Annotated in this window: 14 protein-coding genes and 3 pseudogenes; 7 read left to right on the top strand and 10 right to left on the bottom strand. The window is 72.8% G+C overall.

What is annotated here, in order from left to right; genetic code table 11:
• On the top strand, window positions 1-408 hold a 408-nt coding region (locus tag AB0B41_RS39635), incomplete at its 5' end, for a hypothetical protein (protein ID WP_358212177.1).
• A gap of 385 nt (window positions 409-793) precedes the next feature.
• A complete protein-coding gene (locus tag AB0B41_RS39630; protein WP_358212176.1) occupies window positions 794-1639 on the top strand; it encodes an IS5 family transposase in 846 nt (281 codons plus the stop codon).
• 44 nt (window positions 1640-1683) lie between these two features.
• Here the strand turns inward: AB0B41_RS39630 and AB0B41_RS39625 are convergent, their stop codons facing one another.
• Window positions 1684-2292: a plasmid pRiA4b ORF-3 family protein gene (locus AB0B41_RS39625; RefSeq protein WP_358212175.1), complete on the bottom strand. Its 609-nt coding sequence runs from the start codon at window positions 2290-2292 to the stop codon at window positions 1684-1686.
• Between the two features lie 397 nt (window positions 2293-2689).
• On the opposite strand from AB0B41_RS39625, the gene AB0B41_RS39620 reads away from it, so the two are divergent.
• From AB0B41_RS39620 to AB0B41_RS39600, 5 genes and pseudogenes are all read left to right on the top strand, one after another.
• Entirely contained in the window at window positions 2690-3280 is a 591-nt protein-coding gene (locus AB0B41_RS39620; protein WP_358212174.1) for a TetR/AcrR family transcriptional regulator, read from the top strand.
• Complete coding sequence (locus tag AB0B41_RS39615; protein ID WP_358212173.1) at window positions 3277-3750, top strand: thioesterase family protein; 474 nt, start codon at window positions 3277-3279, stop codon at window positions 3748-3750. The genes AB0B41_RS39620 and AB0B41_RS39615 overlap by 4 nt, the downstream gene beginning before the upstream one ends.
• Entirely contained in the window at window positions 3744-4700 is a 957-nt protein-coding gene (locus AB0B41_RS39610) for a P1 family peptidase (RefSeq protein ID WP_358212172.1), read from the top strand. The genes AB0B41_RS39615 and AB0B41_RS39610 overlap by 7 nt, the downstream gene beginning before the upstream one ends.
• Before the next feature lie 63 nt (window positions 4701-4763).
• A pseudogene (locus AB0B41_RS39605) lies at window positions 4764-4931 on the top strand (transcriptional regulator); the annotation flags it as partial.
• Window positions 4932-5056: 125 nt separating this feature from the next.
• Window positions 5057-5896 carry an ATP-binding cassette domain-containing protein gene (locus AB0B41_RS39600; protein ID WP_358212178.1) on the top strand — a complete coding sequence of 280 codons (840 nt, stop codon included), beginning with the start codon at window positions 5057-5059 and terminating at the stop codon, window positions 5894-5896.
• A 51-nt stretch (window positions 5897-5947) separates the two neighbouring features.
• Here AB0B41_RS39600 and AB0B41_RS39595 read toward each other — a convergent pair.
• The 9 genes and pseudogenes from AB0B41_RS39595 to AB0B41_RS39555 all read right to left on the bottom strand — a co-directional run.
• A pseudogene (locus AB0B41_RS39595) lies at window positions 5948-6625 on the bottom strand (aldehyde dehydrogenase family protein); the annotation flags it as partial.
• A gap of 62 nt (window positions 6626-6687) precedes the next feature.
• Window positions 6688-7179, bottom strand: a complete 492-nt coding sequence (locus tag AB0B41_RS39590; protein ID WP_358212179.1) for a hypothetical protein — start codon at window positions 7177-7179, stop codon at window positions 6688-6690.
• A 283-nt stretch (window positions 7180-7462) separates the two neighbouring features.
• Window positions 7463-8143: pseudogene (locus tag AB0B41_RS39585) on the bottom strand (phosphotransferase family protein); the annotation flags it as partial.
• A gap of 32 nt (window positions 8144-8175) precedes the next feature.
• Window positions 8176-8835 carry a phosphotransferase gene (locus AB0B41_RS39580; protein WP_358212171.1) on the bottom strand — a complete coding sequence of 220 codons (660 nt, stop codon included), beginning with the start codon at window positions 8833-8835 and terminating at the stop codon, window positions 8176-8178.
• A 36-nt stretch (window positions 8836-8871) separates the two neighbouring features.
• A complete protein-coding gene (locus AB0B41_RS39575) occupies window positions 8872-9897 on the bottom strand; it encodes a nitronate monooxygenase (RefSeq protein ID WP_358212170.1) in 1026 nt (341 codons plus the stop codon).
• Window positions 9894-11534, bottom strand: coding sequence for an AMP-binding protein (locus AB0B41_RS39570; protein ID WP_358212169.1), 1641 nt, complete (start codon window positions 11532-11534; stop codon window positions 9894-9896). The genes AB0B41_RS39575 and AB0B41_RS39570 overlap by 4 nt, the downstream gene beginning before the upstream one ends.
• 37 nt (window positions 11535-11571) lie before the next feature.
• Window positions 11572-13461, bottom strand: coding sequence for an AMP-binding protein (locus AB0B41_RS39565; RefSeq protein WP_358212168.1), 1890 nt, complete (start codon window positions 13459-13461; stop codon window positions 11572-11574).
• Window positions 13454-14242, bottom strand: coding sequence for an SDR family oxidoreductase (locus tag AB0B41_RS39560; RefSeq protein WP_358212167.1), 789 nt, complete (start codon window positions 14240-14242; stop codon window positions 13454-13456). Before AB0B41_RS39560 ends, AB0B41_RS39565 begins: the two co-directional genes overlap by 8 nt.
• Window positions 14243-14460: 218 nt before the next feature.
• On the bottom strand, window positions 14461-14892 hold the full coding sequence (locus tag AB0B41_RS39555) for a molybdopterin dinucleotide binding domain-containing protein (RefSeq protein WP_358212166.1): 432 nt from the start codon (window positions 14890-14892) through the stop codon (window positions 14461-14463).
• Window positions 14893-15004 lie beyond the last annotated feature (112 nt).

Here is a 15004-nt window from a genome sequence, read left to right as displayed (position 1 = left end):
CGCCGCCCAGGTCGGCGACCTGCGCGACCGGCTCGCCGGCCTGGATGCCGCCCCGCACGCCACCAGACCGCGCTGGACGAGGAGCACGCCCGGACCCGCGACCTGGTCGAGGCGCACCGGGCCGAGCTGGCCGCCCGCGACGACGCCCTGGCCGCCGCCCACGCCGAGCACGCCGCCGAGCTGGAGCGGCTACGCCGCGACGCCGCTACGACGGCCGACGACGCCCGCGCCCGACACCACGCCGCGCTCGAGCAGCAGCGCGCCGAGCTCACTGCGGCCGCCCACCAGCAGGCCGCCGAGCACGCCGGACAGCTCGCCGCGCTGCACCGCCAACTCGGCGCCGCCGACCACGAGATCCGCGAGCTGCGCGCCCGCCTGGCCGCCGCGCCCAAAGACCGGAGCGACTAACGATCACGCTGGGCCCGTCGAGTAACGAGGCGCCGCGGCAGCGCGGAGCAGCGCGACCCCTTCGCGGTACTCGCAGTAGCGCTCAGGCACCCACCCCGACCCCACCCAACTGTGCCCGCTACGTGCCCAACTTTCGGCCCCCGTCCCGCCCGTACGGCGGTAGCTTGCCTACCCGGCTAGCCGCTCCAGATGCGCGGTGTCGGCCAGGCTGACAAGGGCACGGTTGCGCCAGTAGTCGTCGAGCCTGAGATGAGGGGACTGCCCAGGGTTCGGTTGACTCGTCGACCCCGCTCGCGCGGCCGCCTGGGTTCGTCTTAGACGTCGTTTCAGAGGTCGGCGTGTTGGTCCTGTGTGGAGCCACGCTGGTTGCTGATCATGTTTGGCGATGGCGAGGCGATCTTGTGTCGAGCGATTGGTCAGCGACGAGCTGTGGGCCTTGGTGGAGCCGCTGCTACCGAAGCCGCCCAAACCGAAGCGGGGGCGGACGGGCCGGCCGCGGGTCGCGGACCGGGCCGCGCTGGCCGGGATCGTGTTCGTGCTCAAGACCGGGATCAGCTGGAACGCCCTACCCGCCGAGCTCGGCTGCGGGTCCGGGGTGACCTGCTGGCGGCGGCTGCAGCAGTGGCAGGAGGCCGGAGTGTGGCAGCAGCTGCACCGGGTGATGCTCGACCGCCTCGCCCAGCAGGGCCTGCTGGACTGGTCGCGCGCCGCGGTGGACAGCGTGAGCGTGCGGGCCAAACGCCGCGGGGAGGCCACCGGGCCCTCGCCGACCGACCGCGGCAAGGCCGGCAGTAAGTACCACGTGCTCTGCGACCGAGGCGGGCTGCCGCTGCACGCCGTGGTCACCGGGGCGAACACCCACGACAGTCGGATGCTCGCCCCGCTGTGCGACACCAACCCCGGCGTCCGTGAACACGCCGGACGGCCGGGGCGTCCGCGCAGGCGGCCGGACAAGCTGCACGCCGACAAGGGCTACGACTATCCCCGCTGCCGCCGCTACCTGAGCAAGCGCGGGATCGGGGTGCGCATCGCGCGGCGCGGGATCGAGGACTCCACCCGGCTCGGGCGGGTCCGCTGGGTCGTCGAGCGCACCATGTCCTGGCTGCTGGACTTCCGCCGTCTCGCCCTGCGCTACGACCGCGCCGAAGCGACGATCACCGCCCTGTTGTCGCTGGCCTGTGCCCTGATCTGCCACCGCCGCCTCGCCGGACACCGGCCGAAACCGGCGTGACGATCGGCCCCGGTGCTCGCCCCGGATGCTCGCCCCGGTGCCGTCTACGAAGTCGAGGACGCGCCGGACGAGGCCAGCGGTCGCCAGGCCAGCCACTCCAGGGCCCGGTCAGCCTCAGCGGGCTCGAAGCGGTGCGGATCGAACGGCCCGCCCGCCCACTCGAGGCGCTCAGCGTGGTCGGGATGGGCGGGGTCGGCCATGACGGCCGCGAACTCCTCATACCCCCAGACCCCGCCGACATCCTCGGGCGGACACGCCCCCTGCCCAGACACGCAACGCGGGTAGCGCACCCCCGCCTCGGCGGCGAGGACCTTCTCCACAGTGAGCTCATGAGCCCAGTTGTCGCCGAAGTCGTAGACGTAGCCGAACCGGTCGCCCAGCTTGACCAGCCGGAACAGCTTGGCCCTGGACTCATCGGTGACATGCTGGGAAGGCCAGTCCGGGTCCGGGATCCCGTAGCGGCGCCCGGCGATCTCGAACTCGTGCAGATGCGAGTTCGTCCAGCCCATCACCGACTGCACCACCTCGTGCAACACCGACAAGTCGATCTCGCCGGGCACCTGCACCCGACGCCGGACCGGCGGCGCCACCCCGGCCAGGACGATCTCCAGCTCGAAGATCTTCGTCTTCGCAGACACACGAGGCGCGGGCATGCCCCGATGCTGTCAGCCCCGCCGACACCAGGACCGGGCCCACCACTTCTGAAATGACGTCTTAGAGCACGCGCCGAGGCGCTTAACGGAGCAGGCCACGACGCCGCGGGGCGGCTCGCCTCACCCACATGGCAGAGCTGCTACGGACGTGATGTCGACACCCCGCGGTAGGCGACTACGTCATCAGTTGGGACCAGCGCGCGGGTTCCGGTGCTCATCTGGAGACGTGGGTGTTCAACGGATCCCTGAAACTGGACTGGTCAGACGATCTCGAACCCCTCTGCTGGTCGTCGGTCTCGGTCGGCGCGGTTCCGCTTGGCGACGCGTCAGTGCCCAGCGATGCCTGCGCCTCGCCGCGTGTTGACGGGTGGTCGGGCCGGCGCTAGCCTCCCTGTTCATGGCAGAGGAAACTGTCGTCAACAGGGTGCAGCGTCGGCGCGCAGCGACCGTCGAGGAGATCCTCGAAGCCGCGTGGGTGCTGGCGGCGCAGGACGGCCTGGCCGGGCTGTCCCTGCGCCATCTCGCTGGGCGGCTGCAGATGCGCCCGCAGTCGCTGGCCTGGTATTTCCCGAGCAAGAACTCCCTGTACGACGCCCTGTACGCACGCGGCCACGAGGACTTCCGGCGGCGGCTCGCGGAGGCGGGTCCGCTGGACGTGCCGTCCGCTGCCCGCAGCTTCGCGGCGTTCTGCGTGGAGAATCCGCCTCGCTACCAGCTGATGACGCAGCGCACGGTGCCCGGGTTCGTCCCGTCCGACTCGGCGGCGGCGCTGGCGCGGGAGACCTTCGGCGCGTGGCGGCGGGCTTTGCAGCGGGCGGGGGTGAACGACCGGGCACACGTCGACGTTCTCACGGCATTGGTGAAGGGCCTCGTCGACCAGCAGATCACCGTGGACCCGACGGGCGACCGCTATCTCCGCCACCTCGAGTTCGTGATCGACATGTTCACCCGGGCCGTCGCGTCCCACCCGCCGATCGGGGCGGCATGACAACCGCGGCGGATCTCGCGACCCCGTTCCGCGTCCGGATCGGGGTGCGTGCCTACGAGCTGGACGCTCAGGGACACGTCACGACTGCGGTCTACCTGCAGTACGGCGACCACGTGCGGTGGAAGCTCCTGCAAGCCGCCGGGATCGACCTGGGTGAGCTACGCCGCGCACGGCTGGCGCCGGTGACGCTGGAGACCACGGTTCGCTTCGTTCGTGAGCTGCGCATGGGGCACGAGGTGGACGTCTCCTGCGTCTTCCTCTGGACTGGCGGCCGGGCCGGACGGGTGTTCCAGCAGCTGCACCGGGTCGACGACGGGGAACTGGTCGCCGAGATCAGCAGCGTCGGTGGGCTGCTCGATCTCGACGATCGGCGTCTCGTGCCCGCACCGGATGCGCATTGGCGCCGCCTCGCCCGCCGGCCCGAGCTGCTCGGCCTGGCCGCCGCCGACGACGGGGCCGCGCCGTGCTGACCGACCTCCCCGGGGTGCAGGTGGGGCACTCGACCGACCCGCAGGCGCAGACAGGCTGCACGGTCGTCCTGTTCCCGCCGGGGACTGTCGCCGCGGCCGAGGTGCGTGGTGGCGCGCCCGCCTCGAGGGAGCTCGCCGTCCTCGCACCCGAGGCCACGGTCGCGCACATCGACGCCGCGGTCCTCACCGGCGGGTCCGCGTACGGCCTGGCCGCCGTCGATGGCGTCCTGCGGTTCTGCGAGGAACGCGGCCGCGGCGTGCCGACCCCCGGCGGGCCAGTGCCGATCGTCCCCGGCCTCGCGCTGTTCGACCTCGGCGTGGGCGACCCGCGCACCCGGCCGAACGCCGAGGCCGGCTACGCCGCAGCAGTCGCCGCCGAACGCGACGAACCAGCCGGCCTCGGCCCAGTCGGCGCTGGGACGGGCGCCCGGGTCGGACACCGGCACGGTGCCGCTGCAGCAGGGCCCGGCGGTATCCGGGCTGCGACGGCCCGCCACGGCGAGCTCGTGGTCGGCGCCCTCGTCGCGGTCAACGGATACGGCGACATCGACGTCGACGGCCGCGGCCTCGACCGCCTAGCCACCGACCTGGCGGCCGGCCAGGAGCTCGGTCCCCGGGCGCTGTTCGGCCACACGACCATCGGCGTGATCGCGACCAACGCCCGGCTCGACAAACTCGGCTGCCTGATCGTCGCCCAGGGCGCGCACGACGGGCTCGCCCGTGCGATCACCCCGGCGCACACCCGGTATGACGGCGACGCCTTCATCAGCGCGGCGACAGGCGCCGTACCGGCGGAGATCGACGCCGTGCGGGCCCTCGCTGCGGCCGTGGTCGAACGCGCGATCCGCACCGCCTCGCCCGCGCACAGCCAAGACGGTCGGGACGGTCAGCGCCGGAGTCCATCGACGTCGCGAGGACGTGCGAAACGCGTTAACGACGAGGCCGGTTAACGACGAGGCGTTGCGACGGGCTGCCGAAACGCACGGCCGCGCCGGGAGTCTGCTTCGCGCGACATCTCCCAGCGCGAGTTCGCCGGTGCGTTCGGAGTGCACTACCACTGCTGGGGGGCCCTCGAGCGCGGCGAGTACTGTCCCAGCCTGCATCTCGCCCTGCGCACCGCGGAGTACATCGAGGTGCCGGTGGAGGCCGTGTTCGCGCTCCGACCGTTCTCCGGCATCGGGGCGCCCGACGGCCGGCCTCGTCGGCGAGGTCGCACGGCTTTGAGTCGAGGTCGCGCGCTGGCGCGGCGCCCACCCGAACGGTGACTTGGCGCTGGGAACGTTGATGGCCGCCGGGCATCTCGACGGTGACGGCGGCGCGGTGCTGTTCACCCCGGCCCGTGCGGTCGGCCTCGCCCGCACGCGGTCAAGGAGTACCCGCACCGGTTGCGGCTGCGACCCCGCGCGCTGGCAGGCCGGTCGACCGGACGTTGACTGCGTCAACATTCCGCGACCGCCGGGCGCGGAGCCTGGTCGTCGTGGAGGACCTCGACTCGATCGCCCGCCGATCCCAACGCGGCTCGCGGGCCCGGTGTCGTTCGTCCTTTCGCACCGCGACCGGCTCATCGTCACCGGCTCGAACGGCGCGGGGAAGCCGACGCTGCTGCACATCGCCCCCGGTGACCTGCTGCCGAACACCGGGTCGGTCCGGACCTCCGGTGGCACCCGCATCGGCTTCCGCCGCCGCCAGGAGAGCCGACCTGCCGCCGGACGGGCGAGCGAGGTGTTCTCCGACCACCTCGGTTCGCTCGTGTCAGAGGGCAGGCTGTCCTCGTCGGAGGGAGGCGGTCGGGTTGTCCCAGCTCGGCCTCCTGCGGCCTCACGAGGCGGCCAAGCGGGTCGGGAAGCTGTCCACGGGGCAGCAACGCCGCCTCGATCTCGCACTCGTGCTGGCGGCACGTCCGCACGTCCTGCCGCTCGACAAGCCCACCAACCACCTCTCCATCGCAGCCGTCGACGACCTGAGCGAGGCGCTCGGGGCGACGCGGGCCGCTGTCGTCCTGCCCACCCCCCCGATCGGCTGCTCCGCGACGTCCGCGAGGTGGCGCCACCTGGACTTGTCTCCCTTGGACGCGGCGGTGGACGCGGCGGTGGACGCGGCGGTGGACGCGGCGGTGGTCACGGCCGCGGGGCCGGTGCGGGCATGAGCGAGGCTGCGCACGCTGCGGCCCCCTGGCGTCGGGGAACTTGCCGCCGAGCTTCAGCGTGCACGCGCGGATGCGGTGGCCGCACCGGGCGCCGATGGCCCGGCCCGCGGCGGTCGACCCGGTGAAGGCGACCTTGTCGACGAGCGGGTGCTCGACCAGCGCCGCGCCCGTCGCGGCGTCGCCGGGCAGGATGGTCAGGACCCCGTCGGGGAGTCCGGCCGCCGTGGCCGCCTCGGCGAACACGGCCGCGTCGAGCGTCGTCTCCAGCGCGGGCTTGAGCACCACCGAGCACCCCATTGCGAGGGCGGGTGCGAGCTTCATGGCGGCCAGCGACTGCGGGAAGTTCCACGGGGTGATCGCGGCGACCACCCCGACCGGCTCCCGCCGCACCAGCGTGGCGCCCGACGGGCTGGGCCGCAGCTCCTCGGGGTCCCGCTCGGCGACGAGCCGGGCGTAGCGGCGGAAGGTCGCGGCGGGACCGACGCCGTTCGCCTGGCGGGTGACCGGTGTGCCGTTCTGCCTGCTGACCAGCGTGGCGGTGGCCTCGCCGCGGCGCTCCAGCTCGTCGGCAATGGGGTCGAGGACCGCCGCGCGCTCGGCGGGCGTGCGGCGGGACCAGGTGCCGTGGCGCAGGGCGGCGTGGGCCGAGCGCACCGCCCGGTCCACGCCGGCCGCCCCGGCCACGCCGACCGAGCCGATGTGCTCCTCCGTGGCGGCCTCGCGGACGTCGACCCGCTCGGTCGTGCCGAGCGGCTGCCACGCCCCGTCCACGAACAGGTCGCGGTGTGCGGTCACGAGCCCGCCCCGGTCAGGGTCTGCGCGATCGGCGGCGATTCCGCGGTGAACCCGACGGCGCGGAACCACGAGCCCTCCCGCTCGACCTGGCGTTCGGCCAGCGCGGCGAGATGGCGCCCGGCCGCGCCACGCGGGTCCTGGGCCAGCGCCACGAGCGCCCGCTTCATCCGCGTCGTCTGTTCGGTGACGGCGGCCAGCGGCAGCGCCCCGTCGTCCGGGCGCGGCCGCGGTTCGGCGAGCAGCCGGGTGACCTCGGCGCTCCCGACGCCGGTCCGGTCCAGCTCGCGCAGGGCCCGCCGGTAGTCGTCGTTCTCGACGACGGCGTAGCGGTACTCGTGCTCGTGGTTCGCGGCGAGGTGCTCGAGGGCCGCCGAGATCAGCATCGCCTGCTCGCGGGCGAAGTCCGCGTCGGCGGGGAGCTCGGGCAGCACGGTCTCGAGCAGCCTGCGCCGGATGGATAGGAGCTGTCGGGTCACGGTGGGGATCACGGCTCAGTCCTCCTGCACCAGGGCGGTGAGCTCGGCGCAGAAGCGCGCGCCCAACCCCGGGGTAGATGAAGTCGTACATCACGTCCAGCTGCGTCATCCGCAGCTCGGCGTTGCGGGGTGCGGTGGCGATCAGCGAGATCACCGACCAGTACAGGGCGTAGACCCGGTAGTAGGTCAGGCGCTCGCGGTCGACCGGCAGCCCGGAGAGCCGCTCGTAGTCGGCGAGGAACCGCTCCTGCTCCACGAGGCCCGAGCAGAGGAACTCGCCGGACTCGCCGGGTGAGCCCCAGGCGGGGAGCATGGCGTAGGCCAGGTCGGAGTGGCGGTCGCCGAGGTAGCAGAGCTCCCAGTCGATGACGGCCTCGATCGTGCCGGTGGTCTCGTCGAACAGGAAGTTGCCGTTGCGGTAGTCGCCGTGGAGCAGCGAGACGCGGTCGACGACGGGGCGGTGGCGCCACAGCCACTCGCGCGTCATCGCGACCGCCGGGTGCGGCTCGTAGGCGTCCTCGTCCCAGACGCGGTCCCAGAACGCGAGCCGCCAGTCGATCGCCTCGGTCCTGCCGGCGGCGGGCATGTCGAGCCCGGGCAGGCTCGCCCCGGAGAAGTCGTGGGCGTGCAGCCGGGCGAGGTGTGCCACGAACTGGGGCGCGAGCTCGGCGGAGAGCCGAGGCCCGTAGACCGTGCCCAGGCCGGTGGCCAACGGGGCGCCACCGGTCGGGGCGGTGACGCCGCCGACGAACCCGGTGACCATGGCGGGGGAGCCGAACACATCGGGATCGAGGCAGAGCCACCGGGGCTCCGGCACCGGCAGCACCCCGCGGACCGCGCCGAGCGCGGAGAACTCCCGCTCGACCTCGGTCTCGCAGCAGGCCCCGTGCGACTTGATCCGCAGCACCAGCCGCTCGGGGCCCGAGCCCTGGTCGAGCCGGAAGGAGAAGCACTCGTTGGCGCCGCCGCCGGACATCTGGGTGACGCCGGTGAGCGAGAACGACCCGCTCAGCCGGGTGCGCAGGAAGGCGTCGAGCCGGGAGTGCACCTCCTCGACGGTGAGCCCGGCCCGGTGGGGCTGGGGCGCGGTCCCGGCGGGCGGTGGAGCGCGGCGAGGTGGCCGACGAACTGCGGGGCCAGCTCTGCGGCGAGTCGGGGCCCGTAGACGGTGCCCAGGCCGGTGGCGAGCGGCACCGCGTCCGTCGGCGCGGGCACACCCGAGACGAACTCGGTGACCATGGCGGGCGCGCCGAAGTGCTCCGGGTCGAGGGTCAGCCATCGCGGTTCGGGGACGGGCAGGATCGAACGGACCGCACCGAGCATCGAGAACTCGCGCTCGACGTCGGTCTCGCAGCACGCGCCGTGCGACTTGATCCGCAGGACGAGCCGTTCCCGTTCACCCCCGTACACCAGGGTGAAGGCATATCCCTCGTTGGCGCCGCCCCCGGACAACTGCCGCACGTCGGCGACCTCGAAGGCGCCGTGGAGCTGCGTGCAGAGGAACGCGATGAGCCGCTCGGTCGCCGTGGTCGGGGTGAGGCCGGTGCGGTCGCCGGGACCGCGCTCGCGGCGTCGGCCCCGTTCGTCGAGGATCGCTCGCAGGTTCGCCTCCATCGGCCGTGCCTCGGCCGGACGGTCGTCGTGGACCGCGTCGACGGTTCTCGTCATGACACTCCTTCGGATCATGGAGGGTGGCGGAGGGGCTCAGTTCCTGGACGTGAGCCCGTCGAGGACCTTGCGTGCCTCAGCGGCCATGCCTGGGACGAACTCCGCGATGGTGATCAGCTCGGTGATCGCGCTCGCGACCTGGCCGGTCATCACCAGGCTGTGCTCGGTGTCGCCCTCGGTCTGGGCCCGCTGCATGGACTCGATCTTGTGACGGACCAGCTCGGTCGGGTCCGCGCCCGGGTCGGCCGGCCCCTCCAGCAGGGCGGTGGAGGCCTCGTTGCGCAGGCCTCGGCACGGACCGTAGACGCCGTCGAACGCGACGTCGTCGCCCTCCCGGGCGGCGAGCAGAGCCTCGAGGTAGCGGGGGTGCCAGTCCGTGTTGTCGGTGGACAGGATGAACCGGGTGCCCAGGGCCACGCCGTCCGCGCCCATGGCCAGCGCCGCCGCGAGCGTGCGGCCGTCCCGCGCGCCGCCGGTGAGCAGTACCGGCACGTCGACGGCCTCGGTGATCGACGGGACGAGCACGAACGTGTGCATGCGGCTGGCCGGTGCGTGCCCGCCCATCTCGAAGCCCGCGGCGAGGACGACGTCCACCCCCGCCTCCGCGGACTTCACGGCCTGCCGGGTCGAGCCGACCTTGTGCTGGTGCACCATGCCGGCGTCCTTGATCATCCCGATGTATGGCCCGGGAAAGCCGGCCGAGGTGGTGAGCACCGTCAGCTGGGCGGCGAGCCCGGCGTCCGCCTCGCGCGCGGCGAGCACCTCGCGGACGTAGACGTCGGTGAACTCGACGACCTCGCCCGAGGCGTCGACGCCGACCGGGATGTTCACCGCGAACGGCCGGTCGGTCAGCGACGCGCACTCCTCGATGTGCGCCCGGAAGGTTCGGGCGCCTTCGCGGAGGTCCTCGGGCATCCCCGGCATGCTCACCGTGCCGAGCCCGCCCGCCTGCGAGACCGCCGCGGCGATCTTCGGGGTGCGGAAGGGGCCGAGGCCCTCCTGGACCACCGGGTGCTCGATGCCGATGAGCCGGGTGTAGCGAGTGCTCAGGGGGCTGGTCACGACTTCTCCTTCGATGAGGCGGTGACGACGCCGTGGAGCTCGCCACTGTCGATCCGGTCCCGCAGCACGAACTTCTGGATCTTCCCGGTCGGTGTCGTGGGCAGGGTGTCCACGAAGTACCAGTGGCTCGGGGCCTTGAATCCGGTGATCCGCTCCCGGCAGAAGGCCTTCAGCTCCTCGGCCGACGGCGGTGCGGTCGGGTCGGTGGGGACCACGACGGCCCCCACCTGCTCGCCCCAGTGGGCGTCCGGCACCCCGATGACAGCGACGTCCGCCACGCCCGGGTGCGAGGCGAGCGTGTCCTCGACCTCGCGCGGGTAGATGTTCTCTCCGCCGCGGATGATCATGTCCTTCAGACGGCCGGTGATCGTCAGGTACCCGCGCGCGTCCATGGTCCCGAGGTCGCCGGAGTGCAACCAGCCGTCGTCGAACACGTCGGCGGTCTCCTCGGGCTGCTCGAAGTACCCCACCATCGTCTGGTAGCCCCGTGCGCAGATCTCCCCGCGCGTCCCGATCGGGACCACCTCGCCGGTCGCCGGGTCGACGATGCGGACATCCACCAGCGGCAACGGCCTGCCGATGGTGCTCGACTGGTCCTCGGGGGAGTCGTCGAGCGCGGTCTGGGTGATGACGCCGTGCAGCTCGGTCTGTCCGAAGACGATCGTGAACCGACAGCCGAGCGCCGTCTTCGTCCGGACCACGAGCTCGGCGGGCACGAACGAGGCCCCCGACATGACCGTCTGCAGGCTGCTCAGGTCCCGGTTCGGGAGATCGGGGTGCCCGAGCACGGCCGTGAGCATGGTGGGGACCAGCAGGGTGATCGTGCCGCGGTAGGTCTCCACCAGCTCGAGGAGAAGGCCGGCGTCGAAGCCGGGCATGAGGACGTAGGTGCCCGCGACGGAGAAGGTGCCGATCTCGGTGAGCGCGCCGCCGCCGATGTGGAACATCGGCATCGCGTTCACCCACACGGCGCCGTCGGTCGCGCCGGCCCCGCGCGCGACCAGCCGCGAGGCGTTCAGGACCCCACGGTGGTGCAGGAGCGCTCCCTTCGGGAAGCCCGTGGTGCCCGAGGTGTACTGGATCTGGGCGGGGTCCTCCGGGCGCACGTCGGGCAGCTCGTGCTCGCCGCTCGCCGAGGCGAGGAACTCGTCCCAGTCAGCGAAGCTGATGGCCTCGCGCAGGTCCGGTGTGGCGGCGCGGGCCTCGCGCACCGTGGCCGTCAGGTCGACACCCCGGTATTCGGGAGCGTGCACGATGCCCGCGGCGCCGGAGCGCTGCAGGACGTACTCGAGCTCCATGCGCCGGTTCGCCGGGTTGACGGTCACGAGGATGAGGCCCGCGAGGCTCGCCCCCTGCTGCAGCAGCACCCACTCCGCGCAGTTGGGGGCCCAGATCGCGAGCCGCTCGCCGGGAGAGAACCGGGCCAGCAGCGCCTGGGCGACTCGCTCGGCGGCCGCGAGCAGCTCGGCGTAGGTCCACGTGCGCCTGCGCGCCGGGTCGGGGTCGGCGTCGACCAGCGCGACGCGGTCGGGATGGTCGGCCGCGCACTTGCGGAGGAGGTCGCCGAGCGTCATCTCCCAGAGCTCGTCGGCGTTTCCGGTCGCGGTCCACGAGGACAGCCCGGTCGACAAGGACATCATCGACTCCAGAGTTCGGGTGGGGTGGTCAGGGATTTCACGGTGCGGGGGCGGTGTGCCCCGGTCGGGCGACGACGAGCGAGACCTCGAAGGGGTAGCCGGCCAGGGAGGCCCGGAGTGCGTCCGCGGTTCCGGCGTCCGCCACGGTGACGACGGCCCGCGGTCGGGGGCCGCTCTCGTCGAGCCGGACGTCGCCGCCGGGGGCATGTTCGCCCGCGAGGCGACCGATCTCGGCCAACAGCGCGCGCGTGCGGAGCGCGGGCTTGGCAATCTTGCCGACCGGGGTCGTCGGCAGCCGGTCGAGCACGACGATCTCGACCGGTACGGCGGCCCGCTCGCCGATGTGGGCCCGGCAGTGGTCCAGCAGCTCCGCAGGCGTGGCCGAAGCGCCCTCGCGCAGCTGGACGAAGGCCATCGGGAGCTCGCCCTTCGACCGGTCCGGCCGCCCCACCGCGGCGGCGAGGTGGACGTCGGCATGGCGGACCAGGGCGTCCTCGATCTCCCTCGGATCGATGTTGTGCCCACCGCGGATGATCAGGTCCTTCGCGCGGCCGAAGATCCACACGTAGCCGTCCTCGTCGACCGAGCCCAGGTCGCCGGTGTTGCCCCACCGCCACCCGGCCGGGAGGTCCGCCGGGACACCGCTCGGGAAGTAGTCGGCGTCGAGCGCGGGATCGAGGTACCCCGCCATCGCGGTCGGGGTGCCGGTCAGCAGGACCCCGCGCTCCCCGACGGCGCAGTCCCGGGTCCACCGCCCGTCCTCGTCGAGCTCCACGGCCTTGACCCGGACGAAGGGCAGGGGCCGTCCGGCGGAGCCGACCCGCGGCCGCCGACCGTCGTCGAAGTGTCCGGTGGTGGTGCCGTGCAGCTCCGTCATGCCCCAGTTCTCGCGCAGCCAGATCCCGAACCGGTCGTGGAAGCGTTCGAGGACCTCCGTCGAGATCGGGGCGCCGCCCACGTGGAAGTCGCGAATGCAGCATCCCTCCGAGCCGCCCTGCCCGTGGAGCAACGCGGTGACGGTCGTGGGCGTGCTCAGCAGACTCGTCACCCGGTACCGCCGCGCGACGTCCCAGAACTGCGCGACCGCACGCGTCGAGCGGAAGCCCTCGCGGGTCAGCGTGAGCAGCGTGCCGCCGAAGAGCAGGGTCCGCAGGCCGAGCGAGACGGCACCGCCGCAGTGGAAGTTCGGCATGCCGTGCAGCGTGACCGTGTCGGTCTCGTTGCCCATGAGCCCGCCGACGTTCCACGCGACCGTCAGCTGGCCCGCCTGCGACATCCGCACCAGCTTCGGGGTGCCCGTAGTGCCGCCGGTGGGCATGACCAGGGCGTCCCGGTCGGGGTCGTCGTCCGGGGTGAAGGCAAGCCCACGCCCCGCGAACGGGCGCACCGCCGCGGCGAGGTCCCGGTCCGAGCCAGATTCGTCGACGGTGACCACGCGCCGCAGGGACGGGATCGCCCGGTGCAGCGCGTCCGCGCCGCCCTTGTCGACCAGGATCTCGGCCGTCGTGACGAGCGTCGTCGCCGCGGCCCGGTTCAGGATCGCGGCCAGCGCAGCGGTCTCCAGGAAGGGGTTGACCGGCACCGCCGTGCCCGCGGTCTGCGCACCCCACAGAGCGATCAGGCCCTCCGGGACCATCGGCAGCAGCAGCCCGACCACGCTGTCCGCGCCCGCGACGGCGTGGAAGAGGTTGGCCGTGTCCTCGATCCCCGCCACGAGCTCGGCGCGGGTGAGCACCCGCGCGGGAGTGAGCAGGTCCGGTGGCTCGATCAGCAGGACGGCCTGCCGGCCCGGGTCCTCTTCGGCGACCGCGCGCAGACAGCCCAGGATGGTGTCCGCGGGCCGCAGCTCCGCGGGGGAGTGCCGCTCGATCTCGACGACGTCCGCCGGGCCCCGGATGCGACGGCGGACCAAGGTCCGTTCAGGCAACGGAGATCCCGCCGTTCACGCTGATGACCTGTCCGGTGATCCGGCGGGACAGCGGGGAGGCCAGGAACAGGGCGGTCGCGGCGAGGTCGTCCGGCTCGGTCAGGCCCAGCCCGGCCCGCGCCACGATCCGGTCGAAGATCTTCTTGCTGAACTCCTGGGCCATCGCGCGGTCGTAGGACGCGGTGTTGACGATCAGGGACGGGGTGAGCACGTTGACCCGGATCCCGTCGTTCTTCGCCTCAATGGCGAGGGTGCGGCAGAACGTGATGATGGCCGCCATGGCCGCCCCGATGCCGGTCTCGCCCGGGGTCGGGACCTTCGCCGCGTCGCTGGCGATGCTGATGATCGAGCCGGCGCCGGCGGCGCGCATCACGGGCAGCACCGCACGGGTCATCAGCAGCGAGCCGACGGCCTGTTCGACCAGCACCGACCGCAGGTCGGCGAGCGGCATCGTGTGCAGCAGCGTGGGCTGGTACGGCGCGACGGTCGAGTTCACCAGCACGTCGATCCCGCCCAGCCGCCGCACGGCCTCGTCGGCGGCCGCCTGGGCACCCTCGGGCTCGTTCAGGTCGGCCGACACGAACTCGACCTGTGCGTCCGCCGCGACGGCCTGGACCGAGTCCACCGCGGCCTTGCCGCGCTGCTCGTTGCGGCCGACGAGGACGAGCCGGCGGCAGCCATTGTCGGCGAAGGCCGCCGCGGTGGCGAGGCCGACGCCCGACGTGCCGCCGGCGATCACGACCGACTGGTCGGCAAAGTCGAAACGCATGTCCAGGCTCATGGTGTCCTTCCGGGAGCGTGCGGCACCGCGCCGTACCGGGCTGGACGAGGGCCACACCGAGGCTCCAGGCGTCAGCATCGACACGAGACGTGGGTCACCGTCATGTTTGGTCAGACCGTAAACCCAAACTTGGACAGATCGCAACTGTCAGGGTGGAGTTCTGTCCAACAAGTCCGTGAGAGGCGGGGCCGTCGGCCGGAACGGACCCCGAGCACCCCTCAGCGCGACTCTCTGGTGTCGGCGACGACCGGGGTGAGGCTCACCGGCAGCGCCGTCATGCGGGGCTGGCCGGTGTAGCGGTCGAAGTAGCGGTCCGCCGAGACGAGACGGCTCGGGCTGCTGCCGGCCACGCGGGGGGCATCGCGGTCCCCGCCACCGCCGTGTCCGAAGGCCATGGACACCACACCGCGCCGGAGATGCGGATCCGCGGCCACGACGACGCGGATGCTCCCGACCTCGTTGGCGAGGATCGCCTCGTCGCCCTCCCGGAGACCCGTGGTCGACCAACTCGTCCGGGTGGAGATGGGCCGGGTTCGGTGGGGCGTCCCGCTGCTCGGGGGCGCCGAGCCGGGTCGGGGAGGTGTTGCACGTGTCGCCCTCGTGGCGGCAGATGAGCTGGAGCGCAGGTGGATAGGACGGCAGGGCGACATGCACGCCCGGCACCACGCGGCCTAGGAGGCTGCTGAAAAGGTCGCGGCGTGGGTTCGGGTGTTGATCTCGCCCGGCTGGCAGGCTGGGCGGGTGCAGGGTCGGTCTGATCCG

It is taken from the genome of Pseudonocardia sp. NPDC049154 (genome assembly GCF_040648315.1).
In the GTDB taxonomy this organism is placed as follows: domain Bacteria; phylum Actinomycetota; class Actinomycetes; order Mycobacteriales; family Pseudonocardiaceae; genus Pseudonocardia.
Note: the sequence above shows the minus strand (reverse complement) of the source record. Positions and strands in the feature narration are given on the sequence as shown.